Origin of the sequence: Burkholderia sp. AU31624, from assembly GCF_020420065.1 — a bacterium.
In the GTDB taxonomy this organism is placed as follows: Bacteria; Pseudomonadota; Gammaproteobacteria; order Burkholderiales; family Burkholderiaceae; genus Burkholderia.
Genome location: NZ_JAIZRT010000007.1, coordinates 193743 through 212884, shown reverse-complemented (window position 1 = coordinate 212884; position 19142 = coordinate 193743). Strand labels below are relative to the sequence as shown.

The window sequence follows — 19142 nt, the reverse complement described above, 5'->3', positions numbered from 1 at the left end:
ACCATAAGCCATCCAAAAACAATTACATTTCTATTGAATAAAAACAAAGTAAATCATAAGCGGCGCCGGCCAATAATCACGATCATTGTTTATAAATATGTGAATTGATGACAAACAACCTGTCCTTTCGATTAAATCGATAATCGGCTTAATTGTTTGAATATTTTGTATGGTTCGTTTTTAAAGCGGAGTCCCGACGCATGGCCTTGCTACCCAGTACCCTCACCATCCCGCGCGAGCGCCCGACGGCTCGGCACCGGCTGCTGGTGTTCCATCACGCGTGCGGCGCGGCGGCCAATTACTACCGGTGGGCGGCGTCCTTCCCGGACGATATCGAGGTCTGGCTGATCGAGCTGCCCGGTCGCGGCAAAAGCCTGGGCACGCGCGCGATCGATACGTTGTCCGAACTGATCGACTTCCTGCGGGCGCTCCGGCCGCTGCTGCCGCGCGACTACGCGGTGTTCGGCCACAGCATGGGGGCGCTGATCGCGTACTGTTTCGCGCGCGACATGGCGCAACTGGGGCATCCGCCCGTCTGGCTCGGTGCGTCCGGCACCGATGCGCCGTTCTACCCGCATCGCCACGCGCCGCTTGATGGCGCGCCGGTGCACCGGCGCAACGACGCGGACATCGTCGACTATGTCGTGTCGCTCGGCGGCACGCCGCGCGAAGTGGCCGAGCACGACGCGCTCCGGGCGATGCTGCTGAAGCTGGCCAAGGCGGATTTCCGCGTGATCGAGGCATGCTTCCCGCTGCCGTCCGCAACGGCGCTGCCCTGCCCCGTCACGGTCTTCTCGGGCCGCGACGACACGTTGCTGAGCCCCGCCGGGCAGCGCGACTGGTTGCGCGCATCACGGCACACGGTCACCTTCCGCGCGTTCGACGGCGGGCACTTCTATCTATTGGAAAACCCGGCCGCCGTTCAGCACGCGATCGGCGAGGCATTGGCCGATGCGGTGCGATGCGACACCGCCGAGGCGTCGGCCGGCCCGTGCCGCTGACGTCGACGCGCGCGGTGATGCCGGCAGTCGCGCGGGCGCCAGGGCGCCCGGGCGGCCAGCCGCCGCGACGCATGCGTCACGCGGCGCCGTCGCGCCCCTTCGGGAACACGCCATGGCTCATCGCGTCGAGCTGCCGACCGATCTCCGCGCGCAATTCGGCGGAGATCTCGAGGCTGTCGAGCAGTTTCGAAATCCACAGCCCGTCGGCGGCGAGCCGGCAGATCATCAGCGTCGCGGCCTGCTCGAGCGGCACGGGGTCCGGCCGCGTCCATTCCCGCATCGGCACCGACCAGCGCGCGCGCGTGTCCTGGTCGGTAATCATCGACGCGACCAGCACGCGCAGCACATCGGTGCTCGCGACCGAATGCGACTCGTCGAGCACCGCGTGCATGTAGGCCCGCGCCACCGCGCCGGCGCCTTCGGCATCCGCCGCCACCCGCGCGGCCATCTGCGCGGCGAACCGCTCGGTCGCCTGGCCGAACAGCGCATCCAGCAGCCCCTGCTTGTTCGCGAAGTGATACTGCAGCGCGCCTTTCGTCACGCCGGCACGCTCGGCCACCGCATCGAGCGTCAACGCGGCCACGCCGTGATGTGTCGCGATTTCCGATGCAGCCGCCAGCAGCTGCGCACGCACCTGATCCGGCGCTTTTTTACGACGCACGCCGGCGGTGGGGACGGCCGGCGCCGCTGCGGCTTCAGGCGCCCGCGCACCGGCCGTTCCAGCCGGTTCGACGGGCGCGGACGCATCGTGCGGCGCGGGTTCGAGGTGTTTTTTCATGGTGCGGATGGTAGCACCCGGCGTCTCGATATAAACATTCCGGCCGGATGGTATGATCCGCCGCATGACTACACCGACCTCCTCCCCCTGGTCCGCGCTCGACACCGCCATCGCCCGTGGACGCGACGCCCTGGTGCGTCTCCAGCAGCCTGACGGCAGCTGGTGTTTCGAACTCGAATCCGACGCGACGATCACCGCGGAATACATCCTGATGATGCATTTCATGGACAAGATCGACGACATCCGCCAGGAGAAGATGGCGCGCTACCTGCGCGCGAACCAGCGGCTCGACACGCATGGCGGCTGGGCGCTGTACGTCGACGGCGATCCGGACGTGTCGTGCAGCGTGAAGGCGTACTTCGCGCTGAAGGCGGCCGGCGACAGCGAACATGCGCCGCACATGGTCCGCGCGCGCGACGCGATCCTGAAGCTCGGCGGCGCGGCCCGCGCGAACGTGTTCACGCGCATCCTGCTCGCGACGTTCGGCCAGGTGCCGTGGCGCGCGACGCCGTTCATGCCGATCGAATTCGTGCTGTTCCCGAAGTGGGTGCCGATCTCGATGTACAAGGTCGCGTACTGGGCGCGCACGACGATGGTGCCGCTGCTGGTGCTGTGCTCGCTGAAGGCGCGCGCGCGCAATCCGCGCAACGTCTCGATCCGCGAGCTGTTCGTCACGCCGCCGGACGAGGAACGCCGGTACTTCCCGCCCGCGCGCGGCATGCGCCGGCTGTTCCTCGCGCTCGACCGCACGGTGCGCCATGTCGAACCGCTGATGCCGAAGGGCCTGCGGCAGCGCGCGATCCGCCACGCCGAGGCGTGGTGCGCGGAGCGCATGAACGGCGAGGACGGGCTCGGCGGCATTTTCCCGCCGATCGTGTATGCCAACCAGATGATGCAGGTGCTCGGCTACCCGGACGACCATCCGCTGCGGCGCGATTGCGACAACGCGCTGGAGAAGCTGCTGGTCACGCGGCCGGACGGCAGCATGTATTGCCAGCCGTGCCTGTCGCCGGTGTGGGATACCGCGTGGAGCACGATGGCGCTCGAGCAGGCACGCGGCGTGGCGGCGGCGGAAGACGGCGAGCCGGGCGACGCACGGCGCGCGCTCGACGAACGCATCGCACGCGCGTACGACTGGCTGGCCGAACGCCAGGTGAACGACCTGCGCGGCGACTGGATCGAGAACGCGCCGGCCGAGGTCCAGCCGGGCGGATGGGCGTTCCAGTACGCGAACCCGTACTACCCCGACATCGACGATACGGCGGTCGTCACCGCGATGCTCGACCGCCGCGGCCGCACGCATGCGAACGCGGACGGCACGAACCCGTATGCGCCGCGCGTCGCACGCGCGCTCGACTGGATGCGCGGGCTGCAGTCGCGCAACGGCGGCTTCGCGGCATTCGACGCCGACTGCGACCGCCTGTACCTGAACGCGATCCCGTTCGCCGACCACGGCGCGCTGCTCGATCCGCCGACCGAGGACGTGTCGGGCCGCGTGCTGCTGTGCTTCGGCGTGACGAAACGGGCGGACGAACGCGCGTCGGTCGCGCGCTGCATCGACTACGTGAAGCGCACGCAGCAGCCCGACGGCAGCTGGTGGGGCCGCTGGGGCACGAACTACATCTACGGGACGTGGAGCGTGCTGGCCGGCCTCGCGCTCGCCGGCGAGGACAAGTCGCAGCCGTATATCGCACGCGCGATCGAATGGCTGCGCTCGCGACAGCATGCGGACGGCGGCTGGGGCGAGACGAACGACAGCTACATCGACCCGAAGCTGGGCGGCACCAATGGCGGCGAGAGCACGTCGAACTTCACCGCGTGGGCGCTGCTCGCGCAGATGGCGTTCGGCGACTGCGAATCCGATTCGGTGAAGCGCGGCATCGCGTATCTGCTGTCGGTCCAGCAGGAAGACGGCTTCTGGTGGCACCGCTCGCACAACGCGCCGGGCTTTCCGCGCATCTTCTACCTGAAGTATCACGGCTATACCGCGTACTTCCCGCTGTGGGCGCTCGCGCGCTATCGGCGGCTGGCGGGCGCGGCGGCCGCGCGAGCGTCGGCCGCGCACGGTGCGACGGCCGTCAAGTCAGCGGTCACGGTTCTCGCCTGAGCGGTAACGTGACGGCGCAACGCCGTCACACGAAGCCCTCTTCGACCAGCGTGCAGCCATGCGCCGTGATCTCGTGCCGCTGGCCCGAGCCGCCGACCACGCGGCTCCAGCTTTCGGATACGAGCACGGCCGCGGCGCCGTCGGCGTGCAGCGCATAGCCGAAGCCGCCATACATGCCCGGCACCGCGAACCATACGCGTCCGGCTTGCGTGTCGAGTTCAAGCAGCGGTTCGAGTTCGGGCAGGCGCAGCGCATCGACGCGCAGGCGTGCGATGCGGCCGAGCATCATCTCGTGGAAGTGGCGCTGGATGTCGCGCAGCGTTTCGGCGGGCACGAAGCGTCGCGGCTGCGGCGTCAGCAGATCGAGCAGGTGCCGATGCCCGCGCTGCGCGGCGATATCGACCGGGCGCGCGCCGTCTGCATCGCGCAGCATGCGCCACGCGCCGAGCTGCAACAGTTCGACGACGACCGCTTGCGGCGCGCCGCCGTAGGCAGCCTGGTGCAGCGGCGTATAAAGCGACGTCCCGCCAAGCCGTGTCGCGTTGACAAGCTTGTGCTCCTTTGCAATGCAGTCGAGCATCGTCGCCCAGTCGCCGTTGCGCGCCGCATCGGCCAACGCGTGCCGGCTCGCGACCTGCGCGTCGTCGAGCACATCGGCGCCCGTGATTCCATCCCATGTGATGCCCAACCGTTTTCTCCTTTCGCCTCTCGCGCATCCAGCCGGCGCGTCGTCCGCTCATCATAAGCGTTCGCCACGGCCGTGCGCGCGCGACACGAGAGGCGGCGCCGGCAACCGCCCAACCCGCCCGCAAGTATGGAATCATGCGAACGCGCCGTCGGCGCGTTCATTTCACTTCGACTCAGGATGCCAGCCGTGCTCGACATTTCCACCATCACCGATGCCTTCGCCCCGAATGGCGAACCCGTGCAATACCGCGTGCCGCCCGAGAAGCTGCTGGCAGGCGACCCGCTGCAGACGCTCACGCCCGGCTTCACGAGCCCGTGCGGCCGCTTCTCGACCGGCATCTGGGAAAGCACGCCTGGCCGCTGGCGGGTCGCATACACCGAAGCGGAATACTGCGAGATCCTGGCAGGCACGTCGGTGATCACCGATGAGGACGGCAACGCGAAAACCCTGCGTGCCGGCCATCGCTTCGTCATTCCGCCGGGCTTTCGCGGCACGTGGGAAGTCGTCGAGCGCACGCGGAAAATCTTCGTCGCGTACGAAGCGCAGCCGACGGAATGAGCCGCACCGGCCCCGGCGTCGGAAACGTTACCGCCGGCCGTCGAGCGCGCCGAGGATCCCGTACGCGGCCTTCACGCGGTCCTCGTTCGGATAGCTGCGGTTCGCGAGCATCACGATCGCGATCCGCTTCGACGGGACGAACGCGACATAGGTGCTGAAGCCGTTGGTCGAGCCCGTCTTGTTGATCCACGTATCCGCGCTCGGCGCCAGCGGCGGCTTGATCGCGGCGGCCGGCAACCCGTCGCGCAACATCTTCATCGAGTTGCCTTCGAGCAGCGTCGGCAGCGCGACCGGATACGGGTACTGCTCCCAGATCAGGTCCTGCGTCAGCGGCCCCGCGCGGAAATAGCCGGTGTGCGTGCGTTCGAGCGCGCGCTGCAGGCGCGGCGCGGTTTCGATCAGCCCCATGTTCGCCTGCACGAAGCGCAGCAGGTCGGCCGCCGTGGTCCGCACGCCGTAGGCCGGCTGCCACAGCATGCCGCCCGTCATCCGGATCGGCTTGCCGTCCTGCGTATAGCCCTGCGCATAGTCGGCCTGGCGCGCTTCGGGCACGTTGATGTACGTGTGCGTCATGCCGAGCGCGGGAAAGAGCCGCTGCTCCATCAGCACCGCGAAATCCTTGTGCATCGCCTTCGCGGTGAGCCACCCGAGCATGCCGACCGACACGTTCGAATACGTACGGTACGTACCCGGCGCGTGCGCGGGCCGCCACGCGTCGAGATAGCGGATCAGGCCCGCGTCGTCGCGGATGCTGTCCGGCACCTGCACGGGCAGGCCGCCGGACGTGTGCGTGCCGAGATCGCGCAGCGTCACGACACCGAACGGCTTGCCCTGCAGCGCGGGCAGGTACTTGCCCACCGGGTCGGCCAGCGACAGTTCGCCGCCCTCCTGCGCGTCGGCCGCGAGTGTCGCGGTCAGCGTCTTGCTGACGGAGCCGATTTCGAACAGCGTATCGCCGGTGACGGGCTTGCCCGATTGCGTCGACATCACGCCGTAGTCGAACACGTAGGGCTTGCCGTCGGCGACGACGCCGATCGCCATGCCGGGAATCGCGTACTGCTTCATCAACGGCGCGATGTGGCGGGTGACGGTGTCGTGGAGCGCGTCCTGGGTGACGGCGGCCGCGCGGCCGGCCGTGGCGGTGGCGCACGCGGCGACGAGCAGGGTCGCGGCGAAGCGTGTCGCGTTGAATCGCATGGTTGCGGTTCCTTCGAGTTCTGATGGTTGCGTGGACAACGGACCCGGCCATGCCGTGCGGTAGTCGCAGTGGCCGGCCTGCCGAAGCAGGACTATCCGCTGTCGATCCGCCGCCAACAATCGACGATATGTTGCGCGAGCCGAAAGAAAAACTTATGAGATACGCGAAGGACTGCTTTGACCTGATGCCATTCCCGAACCGCTCGTCGTTTTGCCGGAAAAACCTGTCGGTTTTAACAGCATGCAATCCGGCGGCCGAATCGCATCGCATCGAAAATCGGTGAAAAAGAGATAAGTCTTGTCAGATCCCCATGCGCTGGCGCATCGCGCGATTGATTCGCCCGCGCGGATCGCAGTAGACTCGCGGAAGCAAAAAATAAGATCCATCCTGAGAGAAACAATGAATCGCCATTCGCTGATCGCCTGCTCCCGCGTCATGGGTTGTCGCCCGGTCGCGTGATTTTCACGCATCGACCGCTCCGCAGCGGGTACACGCCACGCCGCCGCGCGCCACTTGCGCGCCCGTTCGCCGCATCGCCCGCCAGCCTAAAGAACCGCCAGGGTCCCGCGCGCATGGCCCGCGCACGCCCTGCCTGACCGGAGAGCAACCCCGTGACCGAAACCGTGGCCGCGTCCGCCTATCGGCCGCGCGATGTCGTCAATGCGCCCGACATCAAGGCAGCCATCGCCCGCCGCAGCGCCGAGCGCGGCGATCCGGCCGACATCCGCGCGTGGCTCGGCAACCACTTCTTCCGCTGGGTCGTCGGCGCGTTCGAGCAGGCGCAGCCGCTCGATTCGATTGCCGACTACCGCGCGCTCGCCGGCGCCGACCGGCCGGCGCCCGACTGGCTCGTGCGCCGGTTCCGTCCGCAACCGGCGTCCGGCGCGGCGGCCGACTCGGCGCCGCTGCCGGCCGTCGAGCCCAAGCCGCTCTACTTCATCGATCCCGAGCACATGCTGCTGACCGACCGCGAGCGCGTGCTGGTCGAATTCCTGCGCTCGCGCGCCGGCACGCGGCTCGCGCAGAAGCTGCAGCGCATCACGTGCGCCATGGCGCTCGACATGTGGGAGCGCGAGCACCAGCGCATGCAGGCGCGTCGCGACAAGGGCTGGGTGCCGAGCAGCGGCCTCGCGCTGCGTGAGGTGCTGCGCACGCCGAACGGGATCGTGTTCGAATTCGCGGGCGATCATGCGGCGCTGCGCGAGGAACTCGCCTACGAGTCGTACTACATGCAGCACTGCCTGGGCCAGTTCGCGGATCGCCGCCGGCTGCGCGGCGGCTACGGCGAACAGTACGCGCAAGCCGCGCAGGAGGGCCGGCTGCGCCTGTTCACGCTGCGCGGCGCGGGCAACCAGCCGCACGTGACGATCAGCCTGCAGGTGACCGGCAACGGCCTGCGCATCGACCAGATCAAGGGCAAGCAGAATCGCCATCCGGTGCGCCGCTACGCCGACGACGTCCGCCAGTTCCTGCGCGCGCTCGCGCCGCGCGGCGAGCGGCATCCCGATTGCGAAGGCATGGGGCTCGTGTTCGAACCGGACACGCCGGGCGCGGGCACCGGCGAATGGACCTTCGTCACCGACGTGCGCTCGCCCGACCATCTGCTGAGCGTGATGAGCGAGAACTTCCACCTGATCGAGCACTTCCCGCAGCCGCCGGCCGTGCTGCAATGGCTGCTGCTGCGCAACGCGCCCCATGCGCTCGGCCAGCTTCGGCAAATCGACCCGGCCGTAGCAGCGGCCGCGCGCCACGCATTGCCGGCCGATGCGCTGCCGGCCGCGCGAGCGCCCGGCGGCGCACCGCCGGCAGCCACCGCGTTCGAGATCGAAGGCATCGCGATCGATCCCGCGCTGTGCGCGACGTTCGCGTTGCCTGCGCCGGCAGACGGGAGCGCGCCATGCTGAAATGGCTGATCGGCGCAGCCGTGCTGTGGGTCGTGTGGTACGTGTGGCGGTCGGTCCGGGTCGCCGCGCGGATGGTGCGCGAAGTCGATGCCGACCAGGTCGCGGGCGCCGACGCCGCGGTCACGGTCCGGCAGACCGCCGCCGTCAAGCTCGCCCAATCGCTGGCCGAGCAGGCGCCGCCGAACCGCCGCCGCTGGTCGCTTGCACTCGCCGACATCCTGCTGATCCGCAACGGGTTGCGCTGCGATTGCGACGCGCTCGTGTACGCACTGCCCGACGCGCAGCGCAACAAGCTCGCCGCCCAGCTGCGACGCGAACTCGACCTGCCGGCCGACCTGCCCGAGTGGCAGGTCGTGCAGCGCGTGCCGGCCATCCTCGCCGGCTGGATACGCGGCGTCGGCCGCTCGCACGAAGGCTTCTACGAACAGCTCGCGGCCGAAGGCCGCGTGCGCGATGCGCTGGCGTTCGATTGCGCGCGCACCGCGTTTCTCGTGCGCTGCATCGCATTGCTCGGCTGGGCGTCCGAACAGCATGCGTGGGTGGTATTGCTGCTCAATGCCCAGCGCGCGCAGGACAGCTTCGACAGCTGGGAAGACTTCGGGCTCGCATATGCACGCGCGCGCCAGCACTGGCTGCGCGGCAGCGGCCAGGACGGCCCCGCGTCGTCGCGTGCGACCCAGGAAGTGCGCGAGCACCTGCGCAATCCGTCCGGAAACTGGCTTTCACTGCCGTGGAAGCGCTACCGCATCTTCGATCCCCAACCCGTTTCGTCATGACCGCCGACACCGACATGTCCTCCGTTTCCGCCGACCTGATTCCGCCCGCGAAATCCCGCTGGTTCGTCTGCGACGTCGACGCGCTGCTGCGCGCAGGCGAGTTTGCCGCGCTCGACACGCAGCTCGAGGCCGCGCTCGCCGCCAGCTTCGGCGACCGCACCGCCGAAGCGCGGTACGTCGACGCACTGCCGGCCGACGTGCAACCCTGCATCGAAGCCGGCGCCGAAGGCCTCGCGCGCCTGCGCGCATGGCAGGCCGCGAATCCGCGCTCCGCGCATGCGTGGCTGTGCGAAGCGCACTACTGGCACCACTGGGCGTACGAGTATCGCGGCGGCGGCTGGGCCGAGACGGTGACCGAAGCCGGCTGGATCGGCGCGCATGCGTGCGCGGCGCTGACGATCGTCGCGGCGCTGCGCGCGCTGGTGCTCGCGCCGACGATGTGGAGCGCGCCGAAGGTGATCTTCACGAGCGTGTCGTCGTTCGGCGAGCCCGAGTGGCTCACGCAGCTCGTGCGCGAGCGCCGCTGGCCCGTCACCGAACTGCACCTGAACGTCGGCGCCGAAGACGAAGCCACGCGCGCCGAACTGCAGCGCATGCTCGCGCGCTCGGGATTGAATCCCGACCAGCCGGTCGCCTGCCCGGTGGAATTTCCCGACGCGCTGCCCGGCCCCGTCCAGGGCAAGAAGCTGCGCAAGGAAAAGTGGTACTGGATGGAGGCGACGCTGCATATCCACCCGACCCAGTACTTCTCGATGCGCACGTTCATCTGGTACATGCAGCCGCGCTGGGGCGGCTCGCACGACCACGTCCGCGCCTTCGTCGATTCCGACGCGTGCGCGCATCTCGACGCGGTCGAGAAGGACCGGCTGCGCCACGAGATCTGGCGCGACGAGTACTACGGCGAGACGCTGGATTCGGATGACGACGACGACACCGTACGCCGCGCGATGACCGCGACGCTCGCCCGCGCGAACGCCGCGCTGCATCCGTATCACCGCTGGGAGACACTGCACTGGCTCGCGCGCAGTCACTTCATGCGCAACGAAGACGAACAGGCATACGTGCGGCTCCAGGAAGCCGAGCGCCACGGACCGATCGACGACAACCGCGCGATGGCGATGGGTTTGCGGCTGATGCTCGCCCTCGATCCGCATGGCGACTGGCTGACCGGCGCGATCGAGCGTGCGTCGGACGCACGCGCCTGCACGGCGGCGATGATCCTGCGCGGCTACGCGCATCGCACCGGCACGTTCGGCTTCGCCCAGGACGACGCGCGCGGCGCTGCATGGCTGGAAGCCGCGCGCCTGAACGAACCCGGCTCGCTCGCGTGGAACCAGCTCGCCACCGCGATGGAGGATGAAAACCGGCGCCCGGCCGATGCCTTTGCAATCTGCCAGCTCGGCTACGAGGCGGGCGGCAATTCATGCGGCTACCTGCTCGGCTGCTTCTACAGGGACGGCACGCATGTCGAGGCCGACCCGTACCGCGCCGCCCACTTCTTCCGCGAGTCGATGGAGGCCGGCGGCAACGTGGCCGCTTATAAACTGGGATACACGTACCACCACATCGGCCAGACCAGCACGGATCGGGCCGAGCGCGCGCGCATGCAGGTCGAGGCCGTCGAGGCCGCGCGCAAGGCGCACGAGATGGGGCATACGGACGCGCTCGAGAGCATGCTGATGTTCATCAGCGACATCGAGGATCACGCGTCGCGCCATCGCTATCTCGACGAACTGCGCCAGCATGCCGAAGCCGGCCATCCCGCCGCGATGGCCACGCTGTCGTTCTGCCTCGCCGACATCGGCGACAAGTCGCTCTACGACTATCGCGAAGGCGTGCGCTGGATCATGGGCGCCCAGGCGATCGCACCGGACGACGAGTTCGTGCGCACCATCACGCGCATCAGCTACGAGGACGGCATGCTCTCGAGGCTGCGGTTCAAGATGCAGCGCAAGCAGATCAAGGCGCACGAGATTCCCGGCGCCGACAACGCGATGGTCTGAACCCCGGGCGGCAAATGCGCGCGCCCGGGGCCGGGCCGCGCGCGCCGTCCGAATCTCGACCGGACGGTCAGCCCGTGGTCGTCCCGCGCATTACCCCGGCAGCCGGTCGAGAAACGCCAGCATCGCCGCGTTGAACCGCTCGGGCCGCTGCAGCGGCGCGAAATGGCTCACGCCGGGCAGGGTCGTCAGCGTCGCGCCAGGAATCGTGCGCGCCAGGTACGCCGCGTGCTCGGGCCGGATGAATTCGTCGTGCTCGCCCAGCACGATCGTCACCGGCACGGCAATCGCCGCGAGATCCTGCGCGCGGTAATCCGGTTGCGTGCGCATCATTTCGCTGACCGCCGCGACGAACGCGTCGAACTGGTCCGGCGTCGCGGACAATGCTGCGTAGTCCTTGCGGTGCCGCGCGAAGCAGCGGTCGAGCAGCGGGCTCGGCACGATCTCCTTCGTCCCGCCCGGGTCCATGTTGCACGCGAAGAAGAACACGCCGGCCGCCCGTTCCGGCGCGCGGTCGGCCAGCACGAGCGCGATGCACGCGCCGTCGCTCCAGCCGACGAAGCGCGCGCGGTCGACGTGCAGCGCGTCGAGGACCGCCAGCACGTCCGAGGCCATGCGTTCGTAGGAATAGGGTTGCGCGTCGCGCGTGCTGCGGCCGTGGCCGCGGCTGTCGATCACGATCGCGCGGTAGCCGGCCGCGAGCAGCGCCGGCACCTGGTTGCCCCAGTTGCCGCCGTGGCCGAGGCCGCCGTGCAGCAGCACGACCGCCGGGCCATGGCCGAACGACGCGTGCCAGATGCGCGCGCCGTCGTGTTCCAGCCATCCTTGCTCATCGGCCGCCGGCAGCGGCGTGCCACCTTGCGATTCGAAGCGGGCGAGGTCGTCGTCGTTGAATTCCGCATGCATCGTTCAGCCGTCCTGTCGAGGGAGACGTGCTCGCGATTGTAATGCGTGCGGCCGACGCGGCCGCGACCGGTCAGGCCTGCGTCGACACCAGCCCGCCCGCCTGCGAGCCGCCCGATTTCTGGATCGCCGCCGCGAGTTGCGAGATCGCGGTCGAAAGCGCCCCCGAGATCGCGCTGGCTTGCGCGCTCAGCGACTGCTGTTCGATCGCCGCGGCCGGGTCGTCCTTCGCGCGCTGGCTCGCGCTCGCGATCTGCTGCTCCAGTGCCGCGAGCTGCTTCTGCAGCCGCTCGATCAGCGCCTTCAACTGGCTGACCGCCGGGTCCGACGACGCGCCCGATGCGCCGAGCGTCTGGCCGGTGGCGCCGGTCGAATCCTTCGTGCCGGCGGTGCCGGTCGCGTCGGCCGTGCCGGTGGTGCCGGTGGTGCTCGTGGCGTCGCCGGTGGACGACGTCGCGGCGGGCTTGGTTGCGCTCGCGCTGCTGTCGGCCAGCGGGGATCGCGTCGTCGTGGAGAAGTCGATCTGCATGGTGTCGGTCCGTGTGTTGGGAGGCGTCGTGACGGAGGAGGAAACGCCTTCCAGATTGTTTACGGCATTCGTCACACGAAACTTGAGTATCGGGGCCGGACTGATTTAGCCGAAGATCGACCGGTTTAGCCACGAAAGGGCCAGATTGACGGCCCGGCGGCGCTGGTAAAATCGCGGCTTCGCCAGCGGGATTCGTGCGCCAATCGCCTCCGGGCACCAGCGCGCAACGCCGCCGGCCTCGACTCCCGCCCTTCCGGGCGCGGCACGCGGCACGTGCCGGCGCCGCGGTCGCGGCTGCGCGGGTCGCCTTTTTCGTCCGCCGGTGCCCCGCTCGCCCTGTCGAGCGGCGAGCGCCATGCGGCGCGCACGCACTTCATCACGTATTCGAGGAACACACGATGGCCCGCATCGGCGCCTTCTGCATCACGACGTGGCTTGCCGCCGCGATTCTCTACTTCGGCCAGCACTCCGTCGCGATGATCGTATTGAGCGGTGTCGTCGTATTCGGCGGGTTCGATCTGCTGCGCCCGTAAGCGCGCGGGCTCGACACGTTTCCCGATCCGTCACGGCAAGCCTGCCTGAAGCGAACGCCGCGGGCTTTCAACCCGGCGCCTCACCGGCTCGCTCCCGCTTGGCGCGCCCTCACGCAGCCCACACCCCCGTCAGCAGGCCGCGAACGTCGGCACCGCCGGCGCGACCGCCAGCGCGCGCTCGTTGAACACGACCGGCACGCCGCCGAGCCCCAGCCGGCAGTTCGGGCGATCGAGCCGCCACCCGTCGACGCGCAGCGCGACGCGCGACACCGGCGCGCCGCCCGCATGCGGCAGGTCGATCGTGATCTGCCGCTTCCCGCCGGGTAGCAGGTTCAGGTAGTTGTCGCTGTAGAACGCCGGTAGCACACGCGCGCCGGTCGACGGATCGAATACCTGCAGGTGCGTCATCAGCGCGACGGCGGCGCCGAGGTTCGCGACGTCGACCGTGATGCGCGTCGTCGCATCGTCGGCCTCGGCCGACGATGCGTGGACGGACACGGCCGCACCCGGCATCGTGTCGAGCGACGTGTATGCGTCGTCGCCCCCGTCGCGCTGCCGCCAGTAGACGTTCTCGGCCAGCATAGTGCCGCCCGAATCGGTCAGCGCGAGCGCGACGATGCACACGTCCGACTTCGCGGCGGCCAGCGCCGACGCGAGGTTCGCCACCACGCGATACGACGCCTTCGCGACGCCGCCGACATCCGCGCTCGTCCGGCTGCTCAGCGTGCCATCGAGGTTGTACACGCGCATCTCGACGCGGCCGGTGACGGCCGCCGCCGTGTGATTCGCGATCGTCACGTCGGCCGTGCTCGCATCGAGAATCGCATTGACGCGACGGCACCCGTGCCGCACCGCGAAGAACGACGCGTGCGCGTCGAGATCGTGGCTGTACATCTGCCACACGAAGCTCGGCTGCGCGGGGTTCGTCATCCACATGATCACGCCGGTCGCCGGCGACGTGATCTTCCCGGCCACCGGGCCGATCATCACGGCCGCGTTCGCCTCGTAGATCGAGCGGATGCATTCGTAGTTCATCATCTGCGCCTTGCGCACGAAATCCGCGAGATTCCGGATCGCGCCGTAGCGCAGCGCCGTCATCGCGATGTAGCCGGCGCCGCCCTGCTTGCCGACCGCCGGGTAGTACGCGCCGTTGCCGTTCATGTCGCGATCGGCCCAGAAGTCGTCGGGACATTCGTACGAGGCGGGCGGCAGCATCGCTTCGACACATTCGAGCGTCGGGATCGAATGCGAACCGACTTCGTTGTGAAACGCGACCGACGTCGTGCCGTAGCCGCGGCTGAACGCGGCCTGCGGCGAGGCCCAGTTGTACGGCCCGCCTGACGAATAGCCGTTCACCGCGCCGGCGCCCGTATCGCCGGCCGAACTCGTGAGGCACAGGCGCTGCGGGTCCAGCTCGGCGACGAGCGCGTCGAGCCCCTTGACGAGTGCCGGCGGCGGCGCACCTTCGTTGCCGCCGCACCAGAGCAGGATCGACGGTCGATGACGGTGGCGTGCGATCAAGTCGCGGATATTGTCGAGATCGCGCGGCACGTTGGCCGGGCCCGACCCGTCTCCTTCGGTCGAGAAAAAGAAATCCTGCCAGACGAGGATCCCGTAGCGGTCGCATGCGTCGAAGAAATCGTCGCTCGTGCTCTGCCCGTTCCAGTTGCGAATCAGGTTGAGGTTCGCATCGCGATGGAGCCGAACCTGGTGGAACAGCCGCGCGCGCGGAATGCGTTTCAGCGCTTCGTCGAGCCCCCAGTTGCCGCCCATTACAAGGATCGGCAGGCCGTTGACCGTGATGCTCAACTGCTTGCCCATGCCGATGTCGCGCGCATAGTCGATGCGGCGCAGGCCGATGTTCAGCGTGCGCTCGTCCGACAGCAGGCGCCCGACCTTGACGCCGACCGTCACCGCATGAAGCGTCGGTTCGCCGTACCCGTTCGGCCACCACAGGCGCGGTTGCCTGATCGACAACGCCGCGATCTCCGACGACGTGAGCGACACCTTCGTCGTCGTGCCCGACGCGGGAATCGCGATGTCGTGGCTGAACGGCGCGCCGTTGCCGATCGTGCCGACGAGCGTCGCGACGAGATCGGCGCCCGAGCCATTGTCCAGTTCGAGATCGAGCCGCAGCTCGGCGCGCGACAGGTCGGCGGACAGCGTATGCGCGACGTGGATCGCCGCGATGCGCACCGCGCCGGTCGTGAACCAGGTCACCGGCTGCCAGATGCCGAGCTCGCGATCGGGGATCGTCGGCAGCCAGTCCCAGCCCGCCGAGCAGAAGAACGTCGGCCCGTTCTTCAGCGTGACGCCGGTCGGGCCGCCGTTGCGCCCGCCACGCGTGACGCCGCTCTGGTAGCTCGGCAGCAGCGGCCCTTCGGAGAACTCCAGCTTGACCACGCGCACCGCGAGATGGGCCGCGCCACCCGCCTGCGGCACGAGCCGCGAGACGTCGAACGCGCGCTGCGTGAACGCGCCTTCCAGCCGGCCGACGAGCGCGCCGTTCAGCCAGACCTCGGCGCAGTAGTTGACGCCGCCGAAGCGCAGCCACAGGCGCTGCCCCGGCTGCCGCGCCGGCGCCGCGAAGGTCGTCCGGTACCAGTAGTCGGTGTCTTTCAGCGTATCGGGAAGGGTGTCGGTGACGATGCGGCCGTAGAACGGATCGGGATACCTGCCGTTGACGATCATGCTGTTCAGCACGGTGCCGGGCACCGTTGCCGGCGCCATGCCCGTCACGCCGGCCGCGCCCGACAGTTGCGCCCCGCTCACGCCCGGCAGGCTGCTCGCCGATGCGAACGTCCAGTTCGTCGCGAGTTCCTGCGTGGCCAGCAGGCTGCGCGCCGGGTCGGTCGGCACGCCCGGCACGGTCGGTGTGACCGTCGCGGGACCGTCGGCGCCCGGCGTGCCGGCGGCGCCCGCTGCCGGATCGATTTCGCCGTTGCAACCGGCGAGCCAGCTCGTACCGGCGAGTGCTGCGCTGTAAGACAGGAATTTCCGGCGCGATTTCGATTGCATGGTGTCGTGCTCCCGGATGGCGTCGTCTCGACGGTCGCACAGGGTGGCCCCTGCGCGTCGTGCCCGCTTGGGTTTACCGCGCGCCGGCCTCGCGCATGCGCATCGCCGCTGCCGACCCGCCGGCCGTCATCTGCGTGTAGTCCGCGTTCGGCCCGGACGGCGGCGTCAGGTTATCGGCGGCCGCCCATTGCGTCGGCGTCGCGGACAGCGCGTAGCGCATCGTGCCGCCATTGGCGATCTTGCCCAGCGGCAGCCATGACCCCGCGTAGTCCGCGCCATTGACCTTCAGCGACTGGACATACGCAAACGACGGGCGCCCCGCGCTGTCCATCGTGACCTGCTTGTCGCTTTCGAGCCGCAGCGTCTTGCCGTTGCCGAACCACACCGTGATCCCGCTGAACTGCGGCGTGGACAGCGCGAGCCCCGCCTCCGACGGAATGACCGGGAACATGCCGAGCGCCGCCCACACGTACCAGCTCGACGTCGCGCCCATGTCGTCGTTGCCCGGCAGCCCGTCGCGGGCCGTCGTGAACGCCTTCGACATGATGATCGGGAGAACGTACTGTGCGCCGCTCGGCTGCCCGGCCCAGTTGTACCCCCACGGCGACTGGAACGACGGTTCGTTGCCGATGTACAGGGTGTTCGACGATTCGCCGCCGTTCAGGCTGCCGGAGGACGGCACGGTCGAGAACGGCGTCGTGATCGCGAACAGGTTGTTCAGCCGCGTGACGGCCGCCTGCTTGCCGCCGATCGCATCGATCAGCGCGCTCCAGTCCTGCGCGAAGGTCCAGAAGTAGTTCGGTTCCGTCGATTCGTGGAACGCGCCCTGCACCAGCGTGCCCAGCGTGCCGGGCGCCGAGCCGGCCGGCGGCGCGTTGCGCGCGGCGATCACCTTGTTCGTGTAGTCGAAGATGTTGCGCCACCACCCGGCCCGCGTGTACAGCGTGCCGATGGTGTCCGGCGTGACGCCGACCGACGGCGCGTTCAGCACGCTGGCGGGCAGCGCCTGCAGGAACGCGGCCGCGGAGCGGTCGCTCAGCACGCGCTCGATGGTCGCCGACGACGAGTGACCGTCATCGCTCTGCGACAGGTAGTGGGCCGTCAGGAAATTGGCCAGGCCCGCCGCGCTCGTGCGATCGTTGCACGCGCTGGACGGATCGAACACCGACTGCTTCGTCAGGCGTGCAGCCGATACCAGGTCGAAATCGGTCGCGCCGAACTTGTACGCGCCGGCAATCACGTTCAGCGCGTTGTCGCCCGCCATCGGCGTCGAGTCGTCGCTGCCGTCGACCCAGTGCGGGAACGCGCCGCACTGCAACCCGTCGACGACGAGCGACTGCATCATGTCGCTCGATTCCTTCGGGGCGAGCAGCGCCAGCAGCTGCGCCTGCGACCGGTACGTGTCCCACAGCGAAAAGCCCGTGTAGTGGTTGCCCGCACCGCCCTGCGATCCGTCGGCACGCCGGAATGCGTAGTCACTGACCTTCGCCGTCGCACGCGCCGGGATGGTGCCGGTCTGGTCGACCGACTTCGGATAGCTGCCATCCGCGTTCCTGGGCTGGCGCATGCTGCGGAATTCACCGTTCGTGTCGCTGTAGAGCGTCGGCGTGCCGAACACGCGATAGAGCGCGGTGTAGAACTTCATCAGGTTCGCCTTCTGCGTCGCATTCAGCGATGCGGGCGTCGCGGCCTGGTCGATCTGGATCGTGTTGAGCCGGTCGTTCCACAGGCCGGACGCGTTCTTGCGTGCGTCGTCGAACGCGACCTTCTCACCTTCCGCTTTCAGGTTCGCCTGCGCGTTCTGGACGCTGACGGACGAGACCCCGACTTTCACGGTGACGGTTCGGTCCGCGTCGGTCAGGTCGAACTGCAGCGTCGCCGCGCCGTTGCTGGCGGTATTCACCGCGGAGGTACCCGCCTGCTTGCGCAGCGGCTTGTCGAAGGTCGCGTAGAAATACACGGGCGCATTCCATACCGTGCCGTACGGCGTGCAGAACGCCGGGGCCACGGCCTGCCCGCTCATCGACTTGCCGTCGCTCGCGAGCGCCAGCGCGACGTGGTTCGCGGTGACCTTCGTGCTGCCCGCATCGCTGTTGCCGTTCAGCTTCGCGTCGATCGAGAAGAAGCCCTTGTCCTTGTTCGTGTACGTGAAGCGCGCGATGCCGGCGCGCGCGGTCGCGCTCAGCTCCGTCACGATGCCGTTCGCGAGACGCACCTTGTAGTACCCGGGTTCGGCCGTTTCATCCGCGTAGCGGTACCCGATGCCGATCGGCCGGCCGCCCGATGCCACGGCCGTCGCCGCGTCGGTCGGCAGCATCGCGACCGCGCCCTGCCCCGGACACCCGACGCCGCTCAGGTGCGTCACGCTGAAGAAGTCGATGGTGCCGCCCGCCCCGCCCGACGACAGGTAGCCGCCCGAGCCGTTGAAGTCGTAGCGCGGCGTGTTCGGCCCGAAATTCACCATCCCGAACGGCACCATCGCGCCCGGGCTCACGTTGCCCGCGTAGCCGGAATCCGCGTTGACCTGCGTGCCGATCAACGGATTGACGAACTGCGTCAACGCCATGTCGGTGCGCTTCGGCGGGGCCGGTTGATCCGGCCGGGAAGGTTGCGACGGCCCCGCCGTCGGCGGGACGGTCGACGGCGTGTCGCCTGCGCCGTTGCTGGCCGTCTGGACACTGTTCACGTCGTCGCCGCCGCACGCGGCCAATGCCGCGCAAGCCAGTGCGGCGACGAGCAAGAGTCGTGGATTTTTCATTGTTTCGTTTAGTACCGTTAATTAAAACGATTGATCCGGCGCCGATGATCATCCGGCACGCCGCCCGGCTTGCGGCCCGGCGCGGCACATCGATGCCGCGCGGCGTGGCGTCGGCTACCCCCCCAAACGACGTCACGCCGACTTTCAGATGCGAACACCCGGCGACGGTCGTTGCCGCCGCAACCGTCGCCTCCACCGCCCTGCCTTCTGGAACGTCACAGGCTTCCCAGGGGCTTACAGTGCCGCAACGACTGTTTATTCACTACAAGAAGTTTCCCGAATTTTCAGTTTGTTTAACTAAACAATCCGGCGTTAAGTGGCTTTGCGTACAAAGTTCCGCCGTTGTTGCGTTGCAACGGCGACGCACAGGAGGTGTGCTTTGACGGGCGCC

At 68.5% G+C, this 19142-nt stretch carries 16 protein-coding genes; 8 read left to right on the top strand and 8 right to left on the bottom strand.

Annotated features, from left to right (window positions below):
• The first annotated feature begins 200 nt into the window (after positions 1-200).
• On the top strand, positions 201-1001 hold the full coding sequence (locus LGM89_RS25520; RefSeq protein WP_089429909.1) for a thioesterase II family protein: 801 nt from the start codon (positions 201-203) through the stop codon (positions 999-1001).
• 76 nt (positions 1002-1077) lie between these two features.
• Here LGM89_RS25520 and LGM89_RS25515 read toward each other — a convergent pair whose 3' ends face one another.
• Positions 1078-1779, bottom strand: a complete 702-nt coding sequence (locus LGM89_RS25515) for a TetR/AcrR family transcriptional regulator (protein ID WP_226274325.1) — start codon at positions 1777-1779, stop codon at positions 1078-1080.
• A 52-nt stretch (positions 1780-1831) separates the two neighbouring features.
• Between LGM89_RS25515 and shc the strand changes: the two genes are divergently transcribed.
• The gene (gene shc, locus LGM89_RS25510) at positions 1832-3886 is read left to right on the top strand and encodes a squalene--hopene cyclase (RefSeq protein WP_226274324.1); all 2055 of its coding nucleotides are present in this window, start codon (positions 1832-1834) and stop codon (positions 3884-3886) included.
• 25 nt (positions 3887-3911) lie between these two features.
• Here the strand turns inward: shc and LGM89_RS25505 are convergent, their stop codons facing one another.
• Entirely contained in the window at positions 3912-4574 is a 663-nt protein-coding gene (locus LGM89_RS25505; protein ID WP_226274323.1) for an ankyrin repeat domain-containing protein, read from the bottom strand.
• 177 nt (positions 4575-4751) lie between these two features.
• Between LGM89_RS25505 and LGM89_RS25500 the strand changes: the two genes are divergently transcribed.
• Complete coding sequence (locus LGM89_RS25500; RefSeq protein WP_226205131.1) at positions 4752-5132, top strand: cupin domain-containing protein; 381 nt, start codon at positions 4752-4754, stop codon at positions 5130-5132.
• Between the two features lie 27 nt (positions 5133-5159).
• On the opposite strand, the gene ampC is transcribed toward LGM89_RS25500, so the two are convergent.
• Positions 5160-6329, bottom strand: a complete 1170-nt coding sequence (gene ampC / locus LGM89_RS25495; protein ID WP_226274322.1) for a class C beta-lactamase — start codon at positions 6327-6329, stop codon at positions 5160-5162.
• A gap of 153 nt (positions 6330-6482) precedes the next feature.
• Positions 6483-6800 (bottom strand): hypothetical protein, encoded by a 318-nt coding sequence (locus LGM89_RS25490; RefSeq protein WP_226274321.1) that lies wholly within the window; start codon positions 6798-6800, stop codon positions 6483-6485.
• Positions 6801-6941: 141 nt separating this feature from the next.
• Between LGM89_RS25490 and LGM89_RS25485 the strand changes: the two genes are divergently transcribed.
• Genes LGM89_RS25485 through LGM89_RS25475 form a run of 3 tightly spaced genes read left to right on the top strand, consistent with a single transcriptional unit; the run spans position 6942 to position 11013 of the window.
• The gene (locus LGM89_RS25485; protein WP_089498911.1) at positions 6942-8234 is read left to right on the top strand and encodes a hypothetical protein; all 1293 of its coding nucleotides are present in this window, start codon (positions 6942-6944) and stop codon (positions 8232-8234) included.
• Positions 8228-9010 carry a DUF1266 domain-containing protein gene (locus LGM89_RS25480; RefSeq protein WP_089498912.1) on the top strand — a complete coding sequence of 261 codons (783 nt, stop codon included), beginning with the start codon at positions 8228-8230 and terminating at the stop codon, positions 9008-9010. The genes LGM89_RS25485 and LGM89_RS25480 overlap by 7 nt, the downstream gene beginning before the upstream one ends.
• A gap of 14 nt (positions 9011-9024) precedes the next feature.
• The gene (locus LGM89_RS25475; protein ID WP_226274320.1) at positions 9025-11013 is read left to right on the top strand and encodes a DUF4034 domain-containing protein; all 1989 of its coding nucleotides are present in this window, start codon (positions 9025-9027) and stop codon (positions 11011-11013) included.
• Between the two features lie 90 nt (positions 11014-11103).
• On the opposite strand, the gene LGM89_RS25470 is transcribed toward LGM89_RS25475, so the two are convergent.
• Entirely contained in the window at positions 11104-11916 is an 813-nt protein-coding gene (locus LGM89_RS25470; protein ID WP_089498914.1) for an alpha/beta fold hydrolase, read from the bottom strand.
• Between the two features lie 70 nt (positions 11917-11986).
• The gene (locus tag LGM89_RS25465; RefSeq protein ID WP_089498915.1) at positions 11987-12442 is read right to left on the bottom strand and encodes a hypothetical protein; all 456 of its coding nucleotides are present in this window, start codon (positions 12440-12442) and stop codon (positions 11987-11989) included.
• A 398-nt stretch (positions 12443-12840) separates the two neighbouring features.
• On the opposite strand from LGM89_RS25465, the gene LGM89_RS37220 reads away from it, so the two are divergent.
• Positions 12841-12975 (top strand): hypothetical protein, encoded by a 135-nt coding sequence (locus LGM89_RS37220; protein ID WP_006767081.1) that lies wholly within the window; start codon positions 12841-12843, stop codon positions 12973-12975.
• Between the two features lie 129 nt (positions 12976-13104).
• On the opposite strand, the gene LGM89_RS25460 is transcribed toward LGM89_RS37220, so the two are convergent.
• Together LGM89_RS25460 and LGM89_RS25455 are read right to left on the bottom strand one after the other, a co-directional pair.
• On the bottom strand, positions 13105-15993 hold the full coding sequence (locus LGM89_RS25460; protein WP_226274319.1) for a glycoside hydrolase family 2 protein: 2889 nt from the start codon (positions 15991-15993) through the stop codon (positions 13105-13107).
• Between the two features lie 73 nt (positions 15994-16066).
• On the bottom strand, positions 16067-18751 hold the full coding sequence (locus LGM89_RS25455; protein WP_226274318.1) for a glycoside hydrolase domain-containing protein: 2685 nt from the start codon (positions 18749-18751) through the stop codon (positions 16067-16069).
• Between LGM89_RS25455 and LGM89_RS25450 the strand changes: the two genes are divergently transcribed.
• Positions 18739-19134, top strand: coding sequence for a hypothetical protein (locus LGM89_RS25450; protein ID WP_226274317.1), 396 nt, complete (start codon positions 18739-18741; stop codon positions 19132-19134). The genes LGM89_RS25455 and LGM89_RS25450 overlap by 13 nt on opposite strands.
• The last annotated feature ends 8 nt before the right edge of the window (positions 19135-19142 follow it).

Coding starts and splice junctions, on each gene's coding strand:
- LGM89_RS25470 (WP_089498914.1), bottom strand. CDS start 11,916: ATGCATGCGGAATTCAACGACGACGACCTCGCCCGCTTCGAATCGCAA.
- LGM89_RS25515 (WP_226274325.1), bottom strand. CDS start 1,779: ATGAAAAAACACCTCGAACCCGCGCCGCACGATGCGTCCGCGCCCGTC.
- LGM89_RS37220 (WP_006767081.1), top strand. CDS start 12,841: ATGGCCCGCATCGGCGCCTTCTGCATCACGACGTGGCTTGCCGCCGCG.
- shc (WP_226274324.1), top strand. CDS start 1,832: ATGATCCGCCGCATGACTACACCGACCTCCTCCCCCTGGTCCGCGCTC.
- LGM89_RS25455 (WP_226274318.1), bottom strand. CDS start 18,751: ATGAAAAATCCACGACTCTTGCTCGTCGCCGCACTGGCTTGCGCGGCA.
- LGM89_RS25480 (WP_089498912.1), top strand. CDS start 8,228: ATGCTGAAATGGCTGATCGGCGCAGCCGTGCTGTGGGTCGTGTGGTAC.
- LGM89_RS25475 (WP_226274320.1), top strand. CDS start 9,025: ATGTCCTCCGTTTCCGCCGACCTGATTCCGCCCGCGAAATCCCGCTGG.
- ampC (WP_226274322.1), bottom strand. CDS start 6,329: ATGCGATTCAACGCGACACGCTTCGCCGCGACCCTGCTCGTCGCCGCG.
- LGM89_RS25460 (WP_226274319.1), bottom strand. CDS start 15,993: ATGCAATCGAAATCGCGCCGGAAATTCCTGTCTTACAGCGCAGCACTC.
- LGM89_RS25490 (WP_226274321.1), bottom strand. CDS start 6,800: ATGCGTGAAAATCACGCGACCGGGCGACAACCCATGACGCGGGAGCAG.
- LGM89_RS25465 (WP_089498915.1), bottom strand. CDS start 12,442: ATGCAGATCGACTTCTCCACGACGACGCGATCCCCGCTGGCCGACAGC.
- LGM89_RS25520 (WP_089429909.1), top strand. CDS start 201: ATGGCCTTGCTACCCAGTACCCTCACCATCCCGCGCGAGCGCCCGACG.
- LGM89_RS25500 (WP_226205131.1), top strand. CDS start 4,752: ATGCCAGCCGTGCTCGACATTTCCACCATCACCGATGCCTTCGCCCCG.